This window comes from Curvibacter sp. T50 (assembly GCF_057219955.1).
In genome coordinates this window covers 1-20,131 of sequence record NZ_JBXVVU010000002.1, presented here as the reverse complement: position 1 = coordinate 20,131, position 20,131 = coordinate 1, and the positions used below count along the sequence as shown (strand labels likewise).

General features: G+C 57.1%; 15 protein-coding genes and 2 tRNA genes. 1 reads left to right on the top strand and 16 read right to left on the bottom strand.

The features are described from left to right. Nucleotides 1-9: 9 nt before the first annotated feature. On the bottom strand, nucleotides 10-1,569 hold the full coding sequence (locus AC2EBU_RS09435; protein ID WP_484610168.1) for an anti-phage dCTP deaminase: 1,560 nt from the start codon (nucleotides 1,567-1,569) through the stop codon (nucleotides 10-12). 196 nt (nucleotides 1,570-1,765) lie between these two features. On the opposite strand from AC2EBU_RS09435, the gene AC2EBU_RS09430 reads away from it, so the two are divergent. After that, on the top strand, nucleotides 1,766-2,395 hold the full coding sequence (locus AC2EBU_RS09430) for a helix-turn-helix domain-containing protein (RefSeq protein WP_484610167.1): 630 nt from the start codon (nucleotides 1,766-1,768) through the stop codon (nucleotides 2,393-2,395). Between the two features lie 273 nt (nucleotides 2,396-2,668). Here AC2EBU_RS09430 and AC2EBU_RS09425 read toward each other — a convergent pair. From AC2EBU_RS09425 to AC2EBU_RS09355, 15 genes are all read right to left on the bottom strand, one after another. After that, a tRNA-Phe gene (locus AC2EBU_RS09425) sits at nucleotides 2,669-2,744 on the bottom strand. A gap of 43 nt (nucleotides 2,745-2,787) precedes the next feature. After that, nucleotides 2,788-3,477, bottom strand: coding sequence for a response regulator (locus AC2EBU_RS09420; RefSeq protein WP_484610166.1), 690 nt, complete (start codon nucleotides 3,475-3,477; stop codon nucleotides 2,788-2,790). 37 nt (nucleotides 3,478-3,514) lie between these two features. Next, the gene (locus AC2EBU_RS09415; RefSeq protein WP_484610569.1) at nucleotides 3,515-5,809 is read right to left on the bottom strand and encodes an ATP-binding protein; all 2,295 of its coding nucleotides are present in this window, start codon (nucleotides 5,807-5,809) and stop codon (nucleotides 3,515-3,517) included. After that, complete coding sequence (locus AC2EBU_RS09410; protein WP_484610568.1) at nucleotides 5,806-6,456, bottom strand: DUF4390 domain-containing protein; 651 nt, start codon at nucleotides 6,454-6,456, stop codon at nucleotides 5,806-5,808. Before AC2EBU_RS09410 ends, AC2EBU_RS09415 begins: the two co-directional genes overlap by 4 nt. After that, nucleotides 6,416-7,711, bottom strand: coding sequence for a 16S rRNA (cytosine(967)-C(5))-methyltransferase RsmB (rsmB, locus tag AC2EBU_RS09405; RefSeq protein WP_484610165.1), 1,296 nt, complete (start codon nucleotides 7,709-7,711; stop codon nucleotides 6,416-6,418). The genes AC2EBU_RS09410 and rsmB overlap by 41 nt, the downstream gene beginning before the upstream one ends. Nucleotides 7,712-7,857: 146 nt before the next feature. Beyond that, nucleotides 7,858-12,078, bottom strand: a complete 4,221-nt coding sequence (rpoC, locus tag AC2EBU_RS09400) for a DNA-directed RNA polymerase subunit beta' (RefSeq protein ID WP_484610164.1) — start codon at nucleotides 12,076-12,078, stop codon at nucleotides 7,858-7,860. 18 nt (nucleotides 12,079-12,096) lie between these two features. Continuing rightward, complete coding sequence (rpoB, locus tag AC2EBU_RS09395; protein WP_484610163.1) at nucleotides 12,097-16,209, bottom strand: DNA-directed RNA polymerase subunit beta; 4,113 nt, start codon at nucleotides 16,207-16,209, stop codon at nucleotides 12,097-12,099. A gap of 272 nt (nucleotides 16,210-16,481) precedes the next feature. Further along, a complete protein-coding gene (rplL, locus tag AC2EBU_RS09390; RefSeq protein ID WP_484610162.1) occupies nucleotides 16,482-16,856 on the bottom strand; it encodes a 50S ribosomal protein L7/L12 in 375 nt (124 codons plus the stop codon). Between the two features lie 45 nt (nucleotides 16,857-16,901). Then, on the bottom strand, nucleotides 16,902-17,402 hold the full coding sequence (gene rplJ / locus AC2EBU_RS09385; protein WP_484610161.1) for a 50S ribosomal protein L10: 501 nt from the start codon (nucleotides 17,400-17,402) through the stop codon (nucleotides 16,902-16,904). A gap of 233 nt (nucleotides 17,403-17,635) precedes the next feature. After that, on the bottom strand, nucleotides 17,636-18,331 hold the full coding sequence (gene rplA / locus AC2EBU_RS09380) for a 50S ribosomal protein L1 (protein ID WP_484610160.1): 696 nt from the start codon (nucleotides 18,329-18,331) through the stop codon (nucleotides 17,636-17,638). Between the two features lies 1 nt (nucleotide 18,332). Continuing rightward, nucleotides 18,333-18,764 (bottom strand): 50S ribosomal protein L11, encoded by a 432-nt coding sequence (gene rplK, locus AC2EBU_RS09375; RefSeq protein WP_484610159.1) that lies wholly within the window; start codon nucleotides 18,762-18,764, stop codon nucleotides 18,333-18,335. A 116-nt stretch (nucleotides 18,765-18,880) separates the two neighbouring features. After that, the gene (nusG, locus tag AC2EBU_RS09370; RefSeq protein WP_484610158.1) at nucleotides 18,881-19,459 is read right to left on the bottom strand and encodes a transcription termination/antitermination protein NusG; all 579 of its coding nucleotides are present in this window, start codon (nucleotides 19,457-19,459) and stop codon (nucleotides 18,881-18,883) included. Next, nucleotides 19,459-19,842 carry a preprotein translocase subunit SecE gene (gene secE / locus AC2EBU_RS09365; protein WP_484610157.1) on the bottom strand — a complete coding sequence of 128 codons (384 nt, stop codon included), beginning with the start codon at nucleotides 19,840-19,842 and terminating at the stop codon, nucleotides 19,459-19,461. The genes nusG and secE overlap by 1 nt, the downstream gene beginning before the upstream one ends. A gap of 102 nt (nucleotides 19,843-19,944) precedes the next feature. Further along, a tRNA-Trp gene (locus AC2EBU_RS09360) sits at nucleotides 19,945-20,020 on the bottom strand. 8 nt (nucleotides 20,021-20,028) lie between these two features. Beyond that, nucleotides 20,029-20,131 (bottom strand): EF-Tu C-terminal domain-related protein (locus AC2EBU_RS09355; RefSeq protein WP_080363168.1); only part of this gene is annotated, 103 nt, incomplete at its 5' end.

The window sequence follows — 20,131 nt, the reverse complement described above, 5'->3', positions numbered from 1 at the left end:
GACAAGTCGCTATTGTAGAGCGCGAATGGCGATGCCTTCAAGCGAAGATACCGCTTCCATTGTGACGGCAGTAACTGGACGCGCAGTCTTCTTACGCATCATTCCTGTGATGCTGTCCTTGCGGTCGTTGCCCTCGAAAAACTTTAGAAAACGCGACGGCGCGACGCCGTCGAACGGCACGATTCGAACCTTCAAAGTGTTCGTCTCCTGCTCAGTTATCGCATCTTCATGGAGCTTGGTTGCCAAGCTCTTGCGGTAAGGCTCCAGGAAATAGACCTCACGCACGCCTGCCGCAACAATATGTCGAGCACATGAATGGCAGGGGTAGGTTGTAACAAATAGCTTGCCCCCGCGAACCTTAGAACCATGCTGCGCTCCTGCATTCAAGAGAGCATGCATTTCAGCATGCACCGCGCGTGAGAACTCTATCAAGCTGCGAAGCTGAGAGTCATGGCGAATGAGTTTGACGGCTTCTTCAGCCTTGCCCTCGTCCACAATGCCTTTAGCAATCATCTTGTCGATGACGGTCCGTGCGATCAAGTCTTTCTCTTCATCGTTAAAGCACTTCCCGCCGTCCTTGTTGTAGCACCGATGATCGTCATCAGCCGACGCACGCAGGTCTTGAATCTCGTAGAGGCCACCAAATGCTCGAGGGACATCATTCCATCCAGTAGCGATCAGTTCCCCGCTCGCGCTTGTCAGCGCAGCCCCCACCTGACGTGAAAGACAAGCCGAGTTCATGGCAGCGGACGACGCCGCGTACATGGCACGCTCCGCAACAGTCGGAGTGATGATTCTGGTTCCAAGCATCAAGTCCAGGAATCGACGAACGCGCGATGTCAATTGCGAATCCGTCCCTGCGTCGACCCTCAGAAAAAAGTCGGAATGCGGGAAGGTATCTTGGACTTGCTGTCCGTGGTCCTGCTCTTCGCCTGAGTCACGATTGATCAACGTGTGGATTTGCTCCGGCTTAGAAATCTTTTTCTGAAGTCGAGCGATTCGCTGTTCGATAGGCGCGTAGACGCCAACGATATGCAGCATGTCACCGTAAACGAAACGGAGAAGTTCGAGCTCCTCCTCATTCTTGATCGAATCAATGATGTGGCAGGTCCATTCGATCGGCGTAGGTATAACAACATCGCTCGGCTCATCAGCAAAAAGCTTGGGCTGGTGACTGACGTCGGCCTGCCCCTCACTCTTCCTCTGTCGATTGAGTGAAATGCGACGAATGGCGCGCTGGACTAGGATTGCGCGTCCGTGCTTTTCACGAAGATCGTTCCCGGCTTTGATGAGTGCGGCGATGTCTGCTTCGTGAGGCAGACTGGCCATCTCCCGAATTTCATCGCTGAGCCTGATGATGTCAACATGCTTATAGCCATAGTCCTGCCCACGCAGCAAGTCTTGGAATATTTTGGCAACGTCGTGCAGCGGCGTACCTAGAGGACCACACAACGCCACAACGATTTCGGGCGTATGAGTGCCTTTGATGTGATCTTTTGCGGTCTTATCGTCTTGATCATTGGCAGCGCCTGCTCCGGGCACCGCCTTCAATGCAGGTACTGCGCTCATATTGCAACTATCCGCCCTTCTTGTCTTATTTAGCTTTTATGCTACACGAAGTCAGCCACAAGTCCATCTACTGATCCAGCATCTGTCGGGAGTAAATAGGTTGTCCGGTTCTTAGCAAGTAATCTGTCCGGTTTGTGGAGGAGCGATGCAACACGCCCCCATAAGCCGGGCCCGCTACGTGCAGGAGAACCGGAAGATGAGATTTCAAGAAGCCTACGATGGCTGGAGCGAGGGACGCTTGACCCAGGCTGAGGCAGCCCTATTACTTGGCCAGTGCGAGCGCAGCTTTCGCCGCCACATTGAACGTTTCGAGGCTGATGGCCTGGAGGGACTGCTGGACAAGCGGCTCAGTCAGGTATCCAAGCGCCGTGCCAGTGGGCTCGAAGTCGATCACGTTGTGCAGTTGTACAAGAGCGGCTTTGCCGGCTGGAACGTGGCTCACTTTCACAGCAAGTACAAGGCAGAGCTTTCTGGCGCACGCAGCTATAGCTGGCTCAAGAGCGTGCTCCAGGGTGCCGGCGTGGTCAAGGCATGCAAAGTCAGGGGCAAGCACCGCATCAAGCGCGAACGCATGCCACTGGCGGGCATGATGATCCACCAGGACGCCAGCACCCACCGCTGGGTGCCAGATTCTGTGCGGGATCTGGTGGTCACGATGGACGACGCCACCAACGAGCACACCAGCATGTTCTTTTGCCCCCAGGAGGGAACGGCATCGAGCTTTCATGGGATCGGCCAGACCATTGCACGCTATGGCCTGTTTGCGTCTCTGTACTCGGACCGGGGTACCAAACCGGACAGTTCTATTTACTGCCGACACTACTGATCCAGCATCATGTACTGGTCCCCCAAGACTGCGGTAAAACCCGAAATTCCGACACACGCATAACTTGTTGTCCAGTAAGGCGATGTGCGTGTGCCAAAGCTAAAAAGTTGGCAGAGATTTTGGGAGAAGAGAGGGCGAACCAGGATCGAAATACCGACACATGAGCCAGATCTCGGCAGGCTAGTGGCACACGCAGAATGGCCGGGAACCCCGCGTGCCATGGGGAAAGCACAAATGAAAACGCCCAGCTGAGAACAGTTGGGCGTTAAGTTTTGGTGGCCTGGGGCGGAATCGAACCACCGACACGCGGATTTTCAATCCGCTGCTCTACCAACTGAGCTACCGGGCCAACGAAGCGGGAATTTTAGCACACCCAAACCCACCTTTTGGGGTCAGGCGTAACCCTTCTTGTTGCGTGTGAGGTCCACGCCCAATTGTTTGAGCTTGCGATACAGGTGAGTCCGTTCCAAGCCGGTCTTTTCGGCGACGCGCGTCATGGATCCGCCTTCTTTGGCCAGATGGAACTCGAAATAGGCTTTCTCGAATTCATCACGCGCCTCGCGAAGCGGCTGGTCCAGTTCGAAGACCTGCCGCCCGCTGGGGCCCAGATCCTGGGCGACCGGCAAGGCCAATCCGCCGGTCATGGCGGCCTCGACGGTCAGGTCGGACGGCGGAACAACAGATGGCCCGACCGGGCGGTGGGGCGTAGCGCGCTGGGTCTCACGCGCAAGGCCTTGATCCACGGCTTTCAGCAGCTTTTGCAGCGTGATCGGTTTCTCAAGGAAGGACATGGCGCCAATCTTGGTCGCTTCCACGGCCGTGTCGATCGTCGCATGCCCGCTCATCATGATCACCGGCATCGTCAGAAGGCCCGTAGCCGACCACTCCTTGAGCAAGGTCACCCCGTCGGTGTCCGGCATCCAGATATCCAACAGGACGAGGTCAGGACGGAACCGGTTCCGCGCCAGGCGAGCACAGGCCGCGTTTTCGGCCAACTCAACCTGGTGGCCTTCGTCGTTGAGGATCTCAGACAACAGATCCCGTATTCCGAGTTCGTCGTCAACGACCAGTATGTTTGCCATTTCCTCGCACGTTCCTTGCAAAAGCTATTGCTTCGCCCTAGGAGGTTGAAGCTGTACCGACCGTGAATGATAGCGACACTTGCGCACCAATCACCTTACCGTCATCAAAGCGATTACCGAGATCAATCCGAGCACCATGATCGTCGGCTATGCGCTTGACTACAGCGAGGCCCAGACCCGTTCCTTTGGCCTTGGTTGTCACATAGGGTTCGAACGCCCGCTTGAGGATTGCATCAGGAAAGCCAGCTCCTGAGTCCAGCACCGACAAGCGCACCCGTCCCGTCTCGGCGTTCCACTCCGTTCGAATCCGGACTGCCAAGCGGCGCTTTTCGCTGTTTGACGTCAATGTTGAGTCCTGGGCATTTTGAACCAGGTTGTGCAGGACCTGGCGTATCTGCTGCGCGTCCGCTCTGACCGGCGGGCAATGCGGGTCCAGTTCACTGGTCACCGCAACCGCTTCCGCCCCTGTGCCTGCCGCCCCGTCGTACAACTGAAGTACATCGAGAACAAGCGCGTTCAGGTCCATGGGGCTGAGTTCAGCGCTGGGAAGACGCGCATAGTCACGAAACTCGTTGACCAATCGCTTCATCGCGTCCACCTGTTCGACAATGGTGCGCACGGCTTTGGAAAGTAGCGCCTGGTCTGGCGGCGCAAGTTTGTTGGCGAGTTTGTGCTCGAGCCGCTCAGCCGAGAGCTGGATCGGCGTCAGCGGGTTCTTGATTTCATGCGCCAGACGCCGGGCGACATCGCCCCAAGCCTGCGCGCGTTGCGCCGATACCATTTCCGACACGTCGTCGAAAACCAGCAGGCGGGTGCCATCGGGAAGATAGGCTCCGCGTGCGATCAAGGTAATGCCCTCGCCGCCCGGCATCATGGTGTTGCCAGCTGTCAGATTGAAAGATTGTTGCCAATGATCGGCCGCAAAGTCCTGCGGGGCGTGACGCAGCTCGCCAAATTCAGCAGCGACGGCGCCGGCAAATTGATCCAGTCCATGGACTTCAGCAAGGGGTTTGCGCTCATACGCGGCCAGCGGAACGTGAAGAATGCGGGTTGCGCCGGGGTTGGAGGAAACGATGTTCATTTCGGGGTCGAGCAGGATGACCCCGGCAGTGAGGTTGTCCAGAATGGTCTGCAATTTCTCGCGTGACGAGTCGAGTTGCACCATGCTGACCTCGACCGCGTGCCGAGCATCGGCGAGCTGCTGAGTCATCTGGGCGAACGAACGCGTCAAGCCACCGAGCTCGTCATGGCTTTGCAACGCCGCCTTTGGACTGAGGTCGCCAGCAGCGACATCTCGAACGCCATCGGCGAGAACCAGCAATGGTCGTACCAGCTGGTTGCCCAACACCACCGCCAGCAATACAGCGCCGAAAACTGCCAGAACCAGACTCAAGGTCAAGGTGCCGATATACATTCGGCGCAGGCCGGTTCGGGCCAAAGCGCGCTCCTGATACTCCCGGTTCGCCTGTTCGACGGCCAGTGCATTGGCGACCAATTTCGGCGGCAATGCCTGGACGATCTGCAGGTAGCGGGGCTCTGCGCCCAGATCGAAGCCAGCGGGCGGCAGTACCAGCGCCAGGACCCGGATTCGCGCCTGGTCAACCGATTCGGGCCGAAGTTCTTCCAGGCCTTCGACAAACGTCACGACACGCTGGCTGCGAGCCGTACGTAGCATCTGGGCGCTCGGACGCGAGGGGTTCAAGCTGAAACGCGATTCACCGGCACTGGCCAGCAGGGTGCCATTGGCCCGCCACAGCAAGACATCGGTGGCAGCCGTCTGGTCCTTGATCCGCTCCAGCGCCAGACCCGCGCTGGAGTCGGGGACATCCACCAACTGGTTCGACGCCTGGGCGGCCTTGGTCGCCAGATCACTTCCGAGTGCATCGATGGTTGCGCGCCCAAGGTTCAGCCCGGCGTCCAAAGCACCTTCGACTTTGACATCGAACCAGGTTTCGATCGAGCGAGAGACGAACTGGTAGGAGACAACATAGATCATTGCGCCGGGCAGCAGGCCCACCATCGCAAATATCGCTGCGAGCTTGATCAGAAGCCGACTGCCGAACTTGCCTCGGCGAAGTCGCATGAAAAGGCGGACGACGATCCACCCGATCACCAGAAGCAAAAGGACTGCAGCACCGACATTCACGGCAAGGAGCGCCAGGTAGTACTGCTCATAGAGCTGGCGGTTGTTGGTCGCCTGAACCAACATGAACATCACAACCATGGCCAAGGACAGAATCAATGCCAGGCCAGAGACCAGTAGCCACCTGCGCAGCCCTTGCCTGGCTGCTTTTCCCGAGTCGCCCTGCGGCACAGAATCGCCTGTGGTCACGGCAACCGTTCCTCGATCAGCGGAACACTTCGCGCCTGATTGATGCTCCACTCCGATTGACCCGCGACACCAATTTGCAGCGGTCTGGGAAGTTGGGTGAGATCGAGGCGGAAGCGGAAGTGAACAAGGTAGGGCGAATCGCCTTCCAGTTCCTGCAATTCCGCGATCTTCCACCGGTTGATGCGTTTGATGGCAGCAAGCGCATCGGCAAGGTTGTCGAAGGTCTGTTGGATGTTCGCCTGTGTGCCCGCGAACCCACCCGCCTCAGACGTGGTCGCCAGGCGCCATTTGCGGGTCAGGAGCTGGTGGCTCAGGCGCAGATGCCGGGACCGGGCGCTTACCCGACGATCTAGCCAATACCAGCGTTCACGGACCACGTCCGCTTCGTAGACAAAATGAACCGGCACGCCTTTGAGCAGCGCATCCTCTATGCTGGATGACAAATCGAAACGAACGCTGCCACTGAGCATCACACCTTGTTCGGTGCGCGCCACACGGACCTCCGGGCTGTCTGCGCGAGGGCTTTGTGCCATCGCCGAAAGGCTGAGGGCATGGAGCACAAGTGCAACAAGCCCGACGCGCAACTTGGCGCACTGGCGCACCTGGTCAAGTCGCCAACTTGCGTAGCACTGCGAAATAGAAGCCATCGTGTTCACCGAGGCTATTGTCCGGAGTTTCGATGCCCGGTTCGCCGGAGTTAGGGAGAAGGTGTCCAGGGCTGTCGACCAAACGCGCATTGTTGTTGCGTTTGAGAAACGCTTCGATCTGGCCCTGACCCTCTTCATGAAACACGGAACAGGTGCAATAGACCAGTGTGCCGCCGGGTTTCAGCAAAGGCCAGAGCCCATCCAGCAGGCCTTTCTGTATCGACGCAAGGTTGCGCACGTCGCCGGCCCGCCGAAGCCACGGTATGTCCGGGTGCCGCCGTACTATTCCGGAGGCTGTGCATGGGGCATCGAGGAGAATTCCGTCGAATGGCCTACCGTCCCACCAGGCTGCCGGCTTGCTTGCGTCGGCTACAGAGACCTTCGCATCCAGCCCCAGTCTGGTCAGGTTTTCTCCTATTCGTGGGGCGCGCGATGGGTCAATCTCCAGGGCATGGATGATGGCGTCAGGTCTCAATTCGGCCAGGTGGGCCGTCTTGCCGCCTGGCGCAGCACAGGCGTCCAGAATCAAGGGTGTCTCAGAGTCCCGCAGATGATCAGTCAGCAGCGGCGCAGCGAGTTGAGCCGCCGAATCCTGAACCGAGAAGTCCCCTTCCTGCAAGCCCCGTAGTCGCGAGAATCGTACCGACTCAGTTACCTGCACCCCCGAAACACCAACGGGGCGCACTGCAACGCCCTCGGCGTGGAGTCGCTCGAGCAGAACCGCACGATCGATGCGTCGTCGATTGACCCGCAGGGTCAGCGGCGCCATCGATTGGCTTGCCCGCAAAATCGTTTCCCAGTGATCAGGGTGTTCAACAACAAGCCGTTCGATCCACCATTGCGGATGGTTCCAGCGGGCCTCCGGTATCCTTTCGCTCTGATCGATCAGGACCGTCTTTTCGCGCAGGAATCGACGAAGGCAGGCATTGACAAAAGGTGCCGACCCCCTTGTCGCCCTCCAGCGTTTGGCCGCTTCCACCGTCTGGTCAACCAGCGTGTGCTCCGGGTAAGGATCTCCATTGGCTCTCCAGGCCAATGCCAATGCCAGGCATAGAAGAGCGTCGACTGCGACAGCGGGAGGTCGTCGGGCCAATTTTTCGCGAATGAATCGCGCCCGGCCCAGAGAACGCAATGCCTGAAATGTGAGTGCCTGGACACCAGGCATCAACGCCGTCGGAACCGAACGAAAGCTATCCGACAAGGATCGTCCCTCAGCAACGGCAGCGACCATTTCAGCTGCATGAATGAGTTGCAACCACAGAGGGACTTCATGGGGCTCCGCTCGGGCCGGCATATGCGTCAACGCGTTTCTCCAAGGATTGAAAACGCCAGATCGAAAGAAAAGGCCTCACACCAGCAGCGAGGTCCGGTGTGAGGCCTTTCGGATCGACAAATTGCCCGTCAGGCGGTAGGGGCCCCTTCGCTTGATGCCTCGCTGGCTGCTGCCGCCTCGGCCAATTCAGCCGCTTCGGCATCAGCGATGGCACGGCGTTCGGTCTCGTCGAGCTGGTCCTTGTCTTTGCGAGCTTTGTGATACGCAAGCCCGGTTCCCGCAGGAATCAATCGACCAACGATGACGTTCTCTTTCAGACCACGCAACTCGTCGCGCTTGCCCATGATCGCTGCTTCCGTAAGCACGCGAGTTGTCTCCTGGAAGGATGCGGCAGAGATGAAGGAGTCCGTCGACAGGGAGGCCTTGGTGATGCCGAGCAACAAATTGCTGTAGGTTGCGGGAATCTTGTTGTCTGCACGCAACGCATCGTTGGTATCCAGCATCTCCGAACGCTCGACCTGTTCGCCTGCGATGTAACTCGATTCCCCGGGGTTTTCGACAACAACCCGCCGCAACATCTGCCGCACGATGACCTCAATGTGCTTGTCGTTGATCTTCACGCCCTGCAAGCGATAAACATCTTGAACCTCGTCAACGATGTAGCGGGCCAGCTCCTCCATGCCAAGCAGGCGCAGGATGTCCTGAGGATCAGCCGGTCCATCGACAATGTTCTCACCTTTGTTAACCACCTGTCCTTCGTGGACAAGGATGTTCTTTTCCTTGGGGATCAATTCTTCCCAGACCTTGCCATCGGGATCGGTAATCTGGAGGCGAATCTTGCCCTTCGTTTCCTTGCCGAAGGAGACGGTCCCTGTCATTTCTGCAAGGACGCCCTTGTCTTTCGGCGAGCGCGCTTCGAACAATTCCGCTACGCGAGGCAAACCGCCGGTGATGTCGCGGGTCTTCTGTCCTTCTACCGGTATACGGGCAAGTACCTCCCCGGGACCCACTTCTTGTCCATCCCGGACCTGGATCAGCGCACCCACCTGGAATCCGATCGTCACCGAGTGGTCTGTCCCGGGAATCTTTACTTCGTTTCCTGCGGGATCGACCAGTTTGACTTGCGGTCGAACCACTTTGGCGGCACCTCGACGCTTCGGATCAATGACCACGAGGGTCGAAAGTCCGGTCACCTCGTCGACCTGCTTGGCAACCGTAAGGCCTTCTTCGATGTTCTCGAACTTCACCTTCCCGGCAAACTCGGTAATGATCGGTCGGGTCAACGGATCCCAGTTGGCCAGAATGGTCCCGGCTTTGATGGCCTGATCCGCCTTCACGGTCAAAATCGCACCGTACGGCACCTTGTGTCGCTCGCGCTCGCGGCCGTGTTCGTCGTGGATGACGATTTCGCCCGAGCGCGCAATGACAACCAACTCACCCTTGCTGTTGGTCACATAGCGCATGGTGGAGTTGAATCCGACAAGCCCGCTGGACTTTGCCTCGACACTTGACGCAATCGCAGCCCGTGATGCCGCGCCACCGATGTGAAAGGTCCGCATGGTCAGCTGGGTACCGGGCTCACCAATCGACTGGGCGGCGATGACACCGACCGCTTCACCGTTGTTGACGAGGCCGCCGCGGCCCAAATCTCGGCCGTAGCATTTTGCGCAGATGCCGAACCGCGTCTCGCATGTCAATGCGGTCCGGACCTTCACTTCATCAACGCCGGCCGCCTCAATTTCGTCGATCATGTCCTCGTCGAGCATTTCACCGGCTTGGGCGATCAGTTCGCGGGTTTCAGGATGAATGACTTCTTCTGCTGCGACGCGTCCAAGAATCCGCTCGCGCAGTGATTCGATAACTTCGCCGCCCTCGACGATGGCTCGCATCTGAGAACCATCTCGGGTGCCACAATCTTCCTCCGTAACGACCAGATCCTGGGTCACGTCGACAAGTCTTCTCGTCAGATATCCTGAGTTGGCTGTTTTCAGCGCCGTGTCAGCGAGACCTTTTCGGGCACCGTGCGTGGAGATGAAATACTGCAACACGTTCAGGCCTTCGCGGAAGTTGGCCGTAATCGGTGTCTCGATGATCGAGCCATCAGGCTTGGCCATCAAGCCGCGCATTCCCGCCAGCTGTCGAATCTGTGCCGCTGAGCCTCGGGCTCCCGAATCGGCCATCATGTAGATCGAGTTGAACGACTCCTGATCGACTTCCCTGCCATTGCGGTCCATTGTCTTCTGTTTGGCCAGTTGGGCCATCATGACTTTGGAAACCTCGTCGCCGGCCTTGCCCCAGATGTCAACAACCTTGTTGTAGCGCTCACCCGCAGTGACGAGACCCGATACGTACTGCTGTTCAATCTCCTTGACCTCTTTCTCTGCGCGGCCAATGATTTCGGGCTTCTGTGGCGGTACCAGCATGTCGTCAATGGCGATCGAAATGCCGGCGCGCGTGGCCAGACGGAAGCCGTTTTGCAAGAGTTTGTCGGCGAAGACAACGGTCTCCTTCAAACCGCATTTGCGGAATGAGCCGTTGATCAGTCGGGATATCTCCTTTTTCTTCAGTGCCTTGTTCAGCAGACTGAACGGTAGGCCCTTTGGCAGGATTTCAGAAAGCAGCGCACGGCCTACCGTCGTATCGACCAATTTGGTCGCCGAAGAAAATACGCCTGTCTGTTTGTCGCGGGTCCACTCGGTCAACCGAACGCTGATTCGGGCCGTCAGTTCGACCACGCCGGCATCCAACGCCCGCTGAACTTCGCCGATGTCCGAAAAAACGAGGCCCTCTCCCTTTCCGTTAATCCGGTCGCGGGTCGCATAGTAGAGACCCAACACTACGTCCTGGGAAGGAACGATGGACGGCTCGCCACTGGCAGGAAAAAGAACGTTATTGGAGGCGAGCATCAAAGTTCGAGCCTCCATCTGTGCCTCGACAGACAATGGAACGTGCACGGCCATCTGGTCGCCGTCGAAGTCGGCGTTGAAGGCGGAACACACCAACGGGTGTAACTGGATTGCCTTTCCTTCGATCAGGATAGGCTCAAAGGCCTGAATACCCAAACGGTGCAGGGTTGGCGCCCGGTTGAGCATGACCGGATGTTCCTTGATGACTTCCTCCAGGATGTCCCACACTACGGGCGTACCGGATTCAACTTCTTTCTTGGCCGCCTTGATGGTGGTGGCAATGCCCATGGCTTCAAGGCGTGCAAAGATGAAAGGCTTGAACAGTTCCAGCGCCATCAGCTTGGGCAGACCACATTGATGCAACTTCAGCGTCGGACCCACGGTGATTACGGAGCGACCGGAGTAGTCGACGCGTTTGCCCAGAAGGTTCTGACGGAACCGTCCACTCTTGCCCTTGATCATGTCGGCCAGGGACTTGAGAGCACGTTTGTTCGCACCGGTCATGGCTTTGCCACGGCGTCCGTTATCCAGAAGGCTGTCTACGGCTTCTTGCAGCATCCGCTTTTCGTTTCGGGCGATGATCTCGGGTGCCTTCAGTTCAAGGAGGCGTTTCAAACGGCTGTTCCGGTTGATGACGCGCCGATATAGATCATTCAGATCGGATGTCGCAAAGCGACCGCCATCAAGCGGAACCAGCGGCCGCAGGTCTGGCGGCAGAACGGGCAAGACATCCAGAATCATCCATTCGGGCTTGATGCCCGACTTGCGGAAGGCTTCAAGGACTTTGAGACGCTTGGCGTTTTTCTTGACTTTTACCTCGGAGCCGGTCAGGTCCCCACGTAGCCGCTCGATTTCGGTTTCGATTTCGATCCCGTGCAGTAGATCCTTGATACCCTCGGCACCCATCTTGGCAACGAACTCGTCACCGTATTCCTTGCGTTTCGCGTCGTAGTCGTCTTCGGACATGATGCTGAACTTTTTCAGCGGGGTCATGCCCGGATCCGTCACCACATAAGCTTCGAAATACAGAACGCGCTCAATGTCGCGCAAGGTCATGTCAAGCACCAGGCCCAGACGCGACGGCAAGGATTTCAGGAACCAGATATGGGCACACGGCGCGGCCAGATCAATATGTCCCATCCGTTCGCGCCGGACTTTCGTCTGAGTGACTTCGACGCCACATTTTTCGCAGATTACGCCGCGGTGTTTGAGCCGCTTGTACTTTCCGCAGAGGCATTCATAGTCCTTGATCGGACCAAAAATCTTTGCGCAGAAAAGCCCGTCCCGCTCAGGCTTGAAAGTACGGTAGTTGATTGTCTCGGGCTTCTTCACTTCGCCAAAGGACCAGGACCGAATCCGTTCGGGCGAGGCCATGCCGATCCGAATGGCATCGAAATGCTCGTCCGGAGTAAATTGCTTGAACAGGTCGAGTAGGGATTTCATGGGGTTCCTTCCTGTCGATTAAGAGCGTTCGAGCTCAATGTCAAGACCCAAAGAGCGGATCTCCTTGACAAGAACGTTGAACGATTCAGGCATGCCGGCCTCGATCGAATGTTCGCCCTTGACAATGCTTTCATAGACTTTGGTTCGTCCTTGCACGTCGTCGGACTTCACAGTCAGCATCTCCTGAAGGGTGTAAGCCGCGCCATAGGCCTCCAGCGCCCAGACTTCCATTTCGCCGAATCGTTGACCGCCAAACTGAGCCTTTCCGCCAAGAGGTTGTTGGGTAACCAAGGAGTAGGGACCGGTTGATCGCGCGTGCATCTTGTCATCGACAAGGTGGTGCAACTTCAGGAAGTGCATGTAGCCGATCGTAGTGGGACGGTCAAAGGCTTCGCCAGTTCGGCCATCAATGAGATTGGCTTGGGTTCGCGTTGTGGTCAAACCCATCCGGTTGACGGCGTCGTCCGGATACGCCAGTCGCAACATCGCTCGAATTTCTTCCTCAGAGGCCCCGTCGAAAACAGGTGTCGCAAAAGGAACGCCGGTCTTCAAGTTGCTGGCGAGCACGGCCAATTCCTCATCTGAGAGTTGGGAAAGGTCCTCTTTCCGCCCCATGTCGTTGTAGAGTTTCTCCAGGAACTGTCTCACCTCCGCGATTCGGCCCTCCGCCTGAAGCAGGTCGCCAATGCGCTTTCCGATCCCTTTGGCTGCCCATCCCAGGTGGACTTCCAGCACCTGACCCACGTTCATCCGAGACGGGACCCCCAGCGGGTTCAATACGATATCCGCCGGTGTTCCGTCAGCCATATGAGGCATGTCTTCAACAGGCACGATCTTGGAGACAACCCCTTTGTTTCCATGGCGGCCGGCCATTTTGTCACCCGGTTGCAGGCGCCGTTTGACGGCGAGGTAAACCTTGACCATCTTGAGCACACCCGCCGGCAGTTCGTCGCCCTGCGTCAGTTTCCTCCGCTTTTCCTCAAACGCGAGGTCAAAGCTATGCCGGGTCTGCTCAAGCGAGTTCTTGATGCTTTCAAGCTGCATTGCGACATCATCTTCGGCCGGACGGATATCGAACCAGTGGAACCGTTCGACAGAAGCCAGGTAGGCTTTATCGATCCGGGTACCCTTGACCAGTTTCTGTGGGCCGCCGTTTGCAGTACGGCCGCTGAGTAACTTTTCGATGCGATCAAACGCATCTGCTTCCACGATCCGTAGTTGATCGTTCAAGTCGAGGCGGTACCGCTTGAGTTCATCATCGATGATCTGTTGCGCACGTTTATCCCGCTGGATGCCTTCGCGCGTGAAGACCTGAACGTCGATTACTGTTCCTTGTGACCCTTGCTCGACCCGAAGTGAGGTGTCCTTGACGTCGGAAGCCTTCTCCCCAAAGATCGCACGCAGCAACTTTTCCTCTGGCGTCAACGTGGTTTCGCCCTTCGGCGTCACTTTCCCGACCAAGGTGTCGCCGGGTTGTACCTCGGCTCCAACGTAGATGATCCCGCTTTCGTCCAGCCGATTCAGTTGCTGCTCGGACAGATTGGGAATATCGCGAGTGATCTCCTCGGGTCCCAACTTGGTATCCCGCGCCATGACCACCAACTCTTCAATATGAATCGACGTGTAACGGTCGTCGGCGACGACTCGTTCACTTATAAGAATCGAATCCTCGAAGTTATACCCGTTCCAAGGCATAAACGCGATGAGCATGTTCTGGCCAATGGCAATCTCACCCAAATCCGTGGACGCTCCATCCGCAATGACATCACCGTGAGCCAGCAGATCGCCTTTTCGGACGATAGGGCGCTGGTGGATATTGGTATTCTGGTTCGATCGCTGGTACTTGATCAGGTTGTAAATATCAACACCGACTTCACCTGCAACAGCCTCGGCATCGTTAACCCGCACAACTATTCTTGTGGCATCGACATAGTCGACTACACCACCGCGACGAGCAGTGACTACGGTTCCAGAGTCCACCGCGGCGACCCGTTCGATACCGGTTCCGACCAGTGGTTTTTCAGGCCGCAGAACAGGAACCGCCTGCCGCGACATGTTGGCCCCCATCAAGGCACGGTTGGCATCGTCGTGCTCGAGGAACGGGACCAGGGAGGCGGCGACCGACACGATCTGGGCGGGGGACACGTCCATGTACTGGACACGTTCAGCCCCGACCAAGATCGATTCACCCTTTTCCCGGGCAGAGACGAGTTCGCCAACGAGGCGTCCGCTTGCGTCCAGCGCGGCATTTGCCTGGGCGATGACGTATTTACCCTCTTCAATTGCGGATAGATAGTCGATCTGGTGCGTGACTCGCCCATCGACGACGCGACGATACGGAGTCTCGATAAAGCCATATTCGTTCAAACGGGCGTACAGCGCCAAAGAGTTGATCAGTCCGATATTCGGACCTTCGGGCGTCTCAATCGGGCATACCCGGCCGTAATGCGTAACATGAACGTCCCGCACTTCGAAACCGGCACGTTCACGCGTAAGCCCCCCCGGCCCGAGAGCCGAAACCCGTCGCTTGTGGGTGATCTCGGCGAGCGGATTGGTCTGGTCCATGAACTGCGACAACTGGGAAGCGCCGAAGAACTCCTTGAGGGCGGCGGAAATCGGCTTGGAGTTGATCAGGTCATGCGGCATCAGGGGGTCTTGCTCGGCCTGTCCCAGACGCTCCTTGACGGCCTTTTCGATTCTCGCCAATCCAGTCCGGTATTGGTTTTCGGCAAGCTCACCCACGCAGCGGACTCGCCGATTCCCAAGGTGATCAATGTCGTCAACCTCGCCTCGTCCATTACGCAGGTCAACGAGAATCTTGACCACCGAAAGGATATCGTCGTTTGTCAGAACCATCGGGCCCGTCGGCTCTTCCCGGCCGACCTTGGCGTTGAACTTCATTCGCCCGACTCGGGACAGGTCGTAAGTGTCCGGGTTGTAGAACAGTCGCTGAAAGAGCGCCTGAACAGCGTCTTCAGTCGGCGGCTCGCCGGGGCGCATCATGCGATAGATCGCAACACGAGCAGCCAGTTCGTCGACGGTCTCGTCGATACGAAGTGTCTGCGAAATGTAGGCGCCCTGGTCCAACTCGTTTGTGTAAATGCACTGCAGACTTTGAATTCCTGCCGCCCGAAGCTTTTTCAGAAGTGCTTCGGTGAGCTCATCATTTGCCTTTGCCAGGATTTCACCAGTGTCAGGATCAACGACGCTCTTCGCAACAATCCGACCGACAAGAAAGTCCTCCGGGACGCTGATGAATGTGGTTGCGGACTGCTCCAGTTCACGGGTGTGCCGAGCAGTTATGCGCTTGTCTTTTGCCACGACGACTTTGCCCGTCCGATCCGTGATGTCGAATCGCGCAACCTCTCCTTTGAGACGTTCGCCGACAAACTCCATCTGAGCACCACTGTCCATCAGGCGGAAGTTGTCATTGACGAAGAAGTTGGCCAAGATGGATTCGGGATTCAGCCCAATGGCTTTCAGCAGAATCGTGACGGGCATCTTGCGGCGCCGGTCAACACGAAAGTAGAGGATATCTTTAGGATCGAACTCGAAGTCGAGCCACGAACCACGATACGGGATGATCCGTGCCGAGAACAAGAGTTTGCCGGAGCTGTGCGTCTTGCCCTTGTCATGTTCGAAAAAGACGCCCGGAGAACGATGCAGCTGGGAGACAATTACTCGCTCTGTACCGTTGATGATGAAGGAGCCCTTTTCGGTCATGAGCGGCACTTCGCCCATGTAGACCTCTTGCTCTTTCACTTCTTTGACAACTTTGGACTGAGGCGTCGATGATTCACGGTCGTAGATGATCAACTGCACCCTGGCGCGAACCGCAGAGGCGAAAGTCAGTCCGCGGGTCTGGCATTCCCGCACATCGAATGCTGGCCGGGCAAGGTTGTATTCCAGAAACTTCATCTCGACAAACCCATTGTGCGAGACGATCGGAAACGCAGCATTGAACGCCGCTTGCAGGCCGTCGGTTGTCCGCTTCGACGGAGCAGTATCTGCCTGCAGAAATGCCGTGTAGGCATCCTTCTGCATCTGCAGCAAGTAGGGTACCTCGAGCACGCTCTCGCGGGAGCCGAAACTTTTTCGGATGCGCTTGCGTTCGGTGTAGGAATAGGGCATGAAATCTCCGGGCAAAGACAGGTGTCCTGGGATCTTTGAGGACTGGAATCCCGATCGTTGGAACGGGATGCTTGGCGGTCGGCCCCTACCGACCCTTGGCGGACGGTCGCGCATTGCACGCAACCCGGACCAAGCAGCGCCCCCCGCAGTCGGGATCAGAGGACACTCATAAACGCTGAGGTTCAGCGCTTATGAGTGGGCTCCCTACGAAATCCTGAAGCATCAAAGGCTGGAGCGCCCGTCGGTGCTCCAGCCTCCTTCGAGGATCCGAATTACTTGAGCTCGACTTTCGCCCCAGCATCTTCCAGCTTCTTCTTCGCAGCCTCGGCATCGGCCTTGGCAATACCTTCCTTAACGGGCTTCGGAGCGCCATCGACCAGATCTTTCGCTTCCTTAAGGCCAAGGCCAGTGATTTCGCGAACAGCCTTGATGACCGACACCTTGTTGGCGCCAGCCTCCGTCAGCACGACGGTGAATTCCGTCTTCTCCTCCGCAGCCGGCGCAGCCGCGCCACCACCGGCGGCCGGTGCAGCCATCGCAGCAGCGCTCACACCGAACTTCTCTTCAATCGCCTTGACGAGGTCGTTGAGCTCCATGACGGTCATGGAGTCCAGAGCTGTCAAAAACGTGTCTTTATCGAATGCCATGATAATTTTCCTAACAATTGGTTTACAGAAACTTCCACCGGCCAATCAGGCTGCGGTGGCTTCGCCTTTCTTTGCCGCGAGTGCACCCAACACCACCGCGGTGCGCGAGATGGGGGACTTCAACAGGCCACACAGCTGGGCCAGCAAAACTTCCTTCGGCGGAATGCTGGCCAATTGCTTCACGCCGTTGGCATCCAGGGCTTTCCCGGCAAAGGCGCCGCCACGAATCACCAATTTGTCATTGGTCTTGGCGAAATCAGCAACCACTTTTGCGGCAGCCACAGCGTCTTCGGAAAAGCCATAGATGAGCGGCCCGGTCATCTGGTCGGACACAACCTCAAACGACGATCCAGCGACAGCGCGGCGAGCCAAAGTGTTCTTCAGAACGCTAAGGCTGACACCATTGCTGCGAGCATTGGACCGCAATTGGGTCATGGCTGCGACCGTGATACCGCGGTATTCCGCCATCACCAGCGTTTGAGCTTTAGCGGCGAGGCCGGTCACTTCGGAAATGACCGCTTCTTTCTCACTGCGATTCAGACTCAAGGTCTACTCCTTAAAAAAATGAACTAGGCCGAATGGCTTCGTTCACACCGGTTTTCAGCGACCAACTGTTAAGGACATTGCCTCTAGCAGTGGTGTCGCCATCTGCGTTGGTTGAAAAGTCTATTAAGCACAATCGTTGCGCACCAACGGTCTCGGATGGCCTGCAGACTTGTTTCGAGTCCTGCAGCCCACCGCTCCGATCACTTTTTGGAGTGATCGAATTCTGTTGTGTTTCAAGCCAGGATTGACTGGGTATCCACGCGAACACCTACCCCCATGGTCGACGAGACAGCAATCTTGCGGAGATACACACCCTTGCTCGTCGCGGGTTTTGCCTTTGTCAATGCGTCGACCAATGCGGCGAGGTTTCCCTGCAATTTATCGGAATCGAACGAACGCCGCCCGATGGTGGCGTGAACAATGCCAGCCTTGTCGACACGGAACTGAACCTGTCCAGCCTTCGCGTTACGAACGGCAGTTGCAACGTCGGGTGTAACCGTGCCGACTTTCGGGTTCGGCATCAGACCACGAGGACCGAGAATTTGGCCGAGGGTACCGACAACACGCATGGCATCCGGTGCGGCAATGACGACATCAAAGGGCATCTGTCCGGCTTTTACCTGGGCAGCCAAGTCATCCATTCCAACCACGTCAGCTCCAGCTGCTTTGGCCTCCTCAGCCTTCGCACCCTGGGCAAAAACGGCCACACGTTTGGTTTTCCCGGTTCCGTTAGGCAATACAACCGCGCCTCGAACGACTTGGTCGGATTTTTTCGCATCTACACCGAGCTGCACTGCCACATCGATCGATTCGTCGAACTTTGCGCTGGCGCACTCCTTAACCAAGGCCAGCGCGTCGGTCAGAGGGTACAGCCTGGTGCTGTCTACTTTGCCTTGAAAGGACTTTTGCTTCTTAGTCAGCTGAGCCATGTCACACCCCTTCCACGATCACACCCATCGATCGGGCCGAACCCGCGATGGTCTTGACGGCAGCATTCAGGTCAGCAGCGGTCATATCTTTCATTTTTGTCTTGGCGATTTCCTCAAGCTGTGCTCGCGTAATCTTGCCCACCTTATCCAAATGTGGTCGCGAAGAACCCTTGTCCAGCTTGATCGCCTTTTTTATCAGCGTGGTCGCAGGGGGTGTCTTGATAATGAAAGTGAAGCTCTTGTCCGCGAACGCCGTGATGACGACCGGCAGGGGAAGGCCGGGTTCGACACCTTGAGTCTGCGCATTGAAAGCCTTGCAGAACTCCATGATGTTCAGACCGCGCTGACCCAATGCGGGACCGATCGGTGGGGACGGATTGGCCTTGCCTGCTGGCACTTGCAGCTTGACGAAGCCGACGATTTTTTTCGCCATGCTCTTACTCCTATCGGGTTCTAGCGCCCACTAACCAGCAGGCTCCCCGTAAATTGCGACTCTCACTTGCGCTGGCACGCCGAGTCGAAAAGCGCGTCAGATTTCCATCCGGACAGTCAGGTCTTTTCGACTTGACTGAACTCAAGCTCGACTGGTGTTGCCCGTCCAAAGATCGTTACCGATACACGAACTTTGTTCTTTTCGTAATTGACTTCCTCGACCGATCCGTTGAAATCGGTAAACGGTCCGTCTTTGACGCGAACATATTCGCCCACTTCGAATTCGACCTTATGGCGCGGTTTGTCTGCGCCTTCTTGCATTTGATTGACGATCTTTCGAACTTCTTCGTCCGAAATCGGTGCAGGACGATTTTTTGCGCCGCCAACGAAGCCGGTAACCTTGTTGGTGTGCTTTACCAAGTGCCATGTGTCATCGTCCATGACCATCTCGACAAGCACGTAACCCGGGAAAAACTTACGCTCGGTAGTCCGCTTCTGCCCGTTCTTCATCTCCACCACTTCTTCGGTGGGAACGAGAATGCGTCCGAACTTGGATTGCATTCCGGCACGCTGAATCCGCTCGGCAATATTGCGCTCCACCGACTTTTCCATCCCGGAATAGGCATGTACGACATACCACTTCAAGTCCGGGTTTGTGGCTGGCGCTCCAGAAGCCTGCTGTGTTTCGTCGTTCATCAGCGTTTCCATCCTAGGATCAGGTCATACAAAACCCACTCAAGAGTTTTGTCGGTCAGCCACAGGAAAATAGCCATCACAACGACGAAAGCGAAGACATAGGCCGTCGTCTGGACTGCCTCCTTACGGGAAGGCCAGACAACTTTTTTGACCTCCCGCCACGAATCACGTGCAAAGGCCAGAAGCTGTCGTCCATGCTCGGAAGATCCGAACACCACAATCGCAGCCACGACCCCAACGAGCAAGCCGCCCCACTGGGCCAGCGCACCTTGCTTCGAGAGCAGATAGAACGCCGCCAGGCCCGCCACCAGCAAAGCAGCTGACAAAGCCAGCTTCGCCTTGTCTGTCCCTGCGTGGACAGTTTCAACTTCGGAGGTAGCCATATGAGGCGAGATATGCCTTTTCTATTTACTTGGAAGTCTGTCCGTGGACAGACGCGGAAACCCGCCAGAGGTCTGGCGGGCTTGGAGGAGCCACGTCTCAGGTGGCAGGGGCAGTAGGAATCGAACCTACAACCTTCGGTTTTGGAGACCGACGCTCTGCCAATTGAGCTATACCCCTACAGAAAATCACTCGATGATTTTGGCAACGACGCCGGCGCCGACGGTGCGGCCACCCTCGCGGATGGCAAAGCGCAGGCCTTCTTCCATGGCGATCGGGGCGATCAGCTTG